General features: G+C 73.1%; 2 protein-coding genes. One reads left to right on the forward strand and one right to left on the reverse strand.

The genetic code is table 11. The features are described 5' to 3' along the window. Window positions 1–37: 37 nt before the first annotated feature. The gene (gene dacB / locus ACWGI8_RS43400) at window positions 38–1,435 is read right to left on the reverse strand and encodes a D-alanyl-D-alanine carboxypeptidase/D-alanyl-D-alanine endopeptidase (protein WP_453669030.1); all 1,398 of its coding nucleotides are present in this window, start codon (window positions 1,433–1,435) and stop codon (window positions 38–40) included. A 105-nt stretch (window positions 1,436–1,540) separates the two neighbouring features. On the opposite strand from dacB, the gene ACWGI8_RS43405 reads away from it, so the two are divergent. Continuing rightward, a complete protein-coding gene (locus ACWGI8_RS43405; RefSeq protein ID WP_019888410.1) occupies window positions 1,541–2,035 on the forward strand; it encodes an inorganic diphosphatase in 495 nt (164 codons plus the stop codon). The last annotated feature ends 54 nt before the right edge of the window (window positions 2,036–2,089 follow it).

The raw sequence follows: 2,089 nt of genomic DNA on the forward strand, positions 1-2,089 counted from the left end.
ATCCAGAGGCACGCCGAGGTGTTGATCCCGGGGCCCGTCAGGGGACGAGTGCGGCCGCGAGGCGGTCCAGGGCCGGGCGGGCGGCTTCCGCGGATGGGGTGCCGCCGGCCAGGAAGGCGAAGGCGAGCAGTCGGCCGTCGGCGGAGACGACCGTTCCGGCGAGGGTGTCCACGCCGGTGAGGGTGCCGGTCTTGGCCCGTACGAGACCGGCGGAACCCGCCGCGGAGCGCCCGCTGAGGGTGCCGGTGAAGCCGGCGACCGGAAGGCCCGTGAGGACCGGGCGGAGCTGCGGGCGGGCGGGGTCGGCGGAGCGGGCGAGGAGGGTGGTGAGGAAGGCCGCGGAGACCTTGTCCGCACGGCTGAGCCCGCTGCCGTCGGCGAACCGGGCTCCTGCCACGGGGAGTTCGAGCCGCTTGAGCCGTTCGGCGACGGCGGCCTCCGCTCCGGCGAAGCTCGCCGGGCGGCCCGAGGCGATCGCGGTCTGCCGGGCCAGGGCCTCGGCGATGTCGTTGTCGCTGTTGGTCAGCATCCGTTCGACGAGTGCGGACACCGGCGCGGAGTACGTCCTGGCGAGGGGAACGGCTTTGGCGGGGGCCTTGGCCGAGGTGGGGCCCGCCTCCGTGTTGACGCCGCGCTCGCTGAGCAGCCCGACGAACGCGACTGCGGCATCGAGCGCCGGGGCCTGGCTGCGGTCCGCGGTGCCGCGCGTCGAGTCGTCGAGCCGTCCCTCATTGACCATCAGGGGGCTGACGGGGGCGATGTTGTCGTTGTTGCGGCCGATGGGGTGCACAGCGGGCCCCGTGTACAGCGAGGTGTCGTACGCCAGTCGAATCGTGCTGACGCCCCGGTCGCGCAGGGCGCGCGCGGTGCCGTCGGCCAGGGCGCGCAGCCGGGGCATGTCGAGCGTCGGGTCGCCGCCGCCGACCAGCGTGATCCCACGGAAGTCCGGCGCGGCGACGACCGTGGTGGGGATGCGGTGGCCGGGACCGGTGGCGGAGAGCGCCGCGGCCGCCGTGGCGATCTTGACGGTCGAGGCCGGCGTCATGGGAGTGCTCGCGCCCCGCCCGTACAGCTGCTTGCCCGTGGCGACGTCGACGACCGAGGCGGTACGGACCGGACCGAGCCGCGGGTCGTCCATCAGCGGGGCGAGGGCCTCGGCAACGGACGCGGGCGGGATCGCGGGGGCCGACGCCGCGGAGAGGACGCCGGGGGCGCTCGGCGCGGGTGCGGGCCCGGGGGCCTCGGCCGCGGTCCGTGCCCGCCCCGCCGGCTGGTGATGTGCGCCACCTGTACGGCTGAGCGCAGCGGCCCGGTCCCGCTCGGCCTTACGCTGACCGGTGTCCCAGGGGCCGGCCGCGGTCACCACTGCGGCCGCGATGGCCAGGCCGACCACGGCCGCACCTGCCGTGAGCTGCCATGTTCCTCTGTCGGGCACCCTTGACCAGCCCCTTTCGCGATCACACACCTGCGTAGGGGACACTTAATCACTGCGCATAGCCGCGTCACCGACATATGTGTTGATCATGGAGGAGTGCCACCCGTGGAGTTCGACGTCACCATCGAGATCCCGAAGGGGTCGCGGAACAAGTACGAGGTGGACCACGAGACCGGCCGGATCCGTCTGGACCGGCGCCTCTTCACCTCGACCAGCTACCCCGCCGACTACGGCTTCGTCGAGAACACCCTGGGCGAGGACGGCGACCCGCTGGACGCCCTGGTCATCCTGGACGAGCCCACCTTCCCCGGCTGCCTGATCAAGTGCCGCGCCATCGGCATGTTCCGGATGACGGACGAGGCCGGCGGCGACGACAAGCTGCTCTGCGTCCCGGCTTCCGACCCGCGCGTGGAGCACCTGCGGGACATCCACCACGTGTCGGAGTTCGACCGCCTGGAGATCCAGCACTTCTTCGAGGTCTACAAGGACCTGGAGCCCGGCAAGTCCGTCGAGGGCGCCAACTGGGTCGGCCGGGCCGAGGCCGAGGCCGAGATCGAGGCCTCCTACAAGCGCCTTGAGGCGCAGGGCGGCGCGCACTGACGCGGTCCCTTCGACCTGACGGTCGGCCTGACGGGCGGTGCACCCCACACGGGG

It is taken from the genome of Streptomyces sp. NPDC054841 (assembly GCF_053611045.1).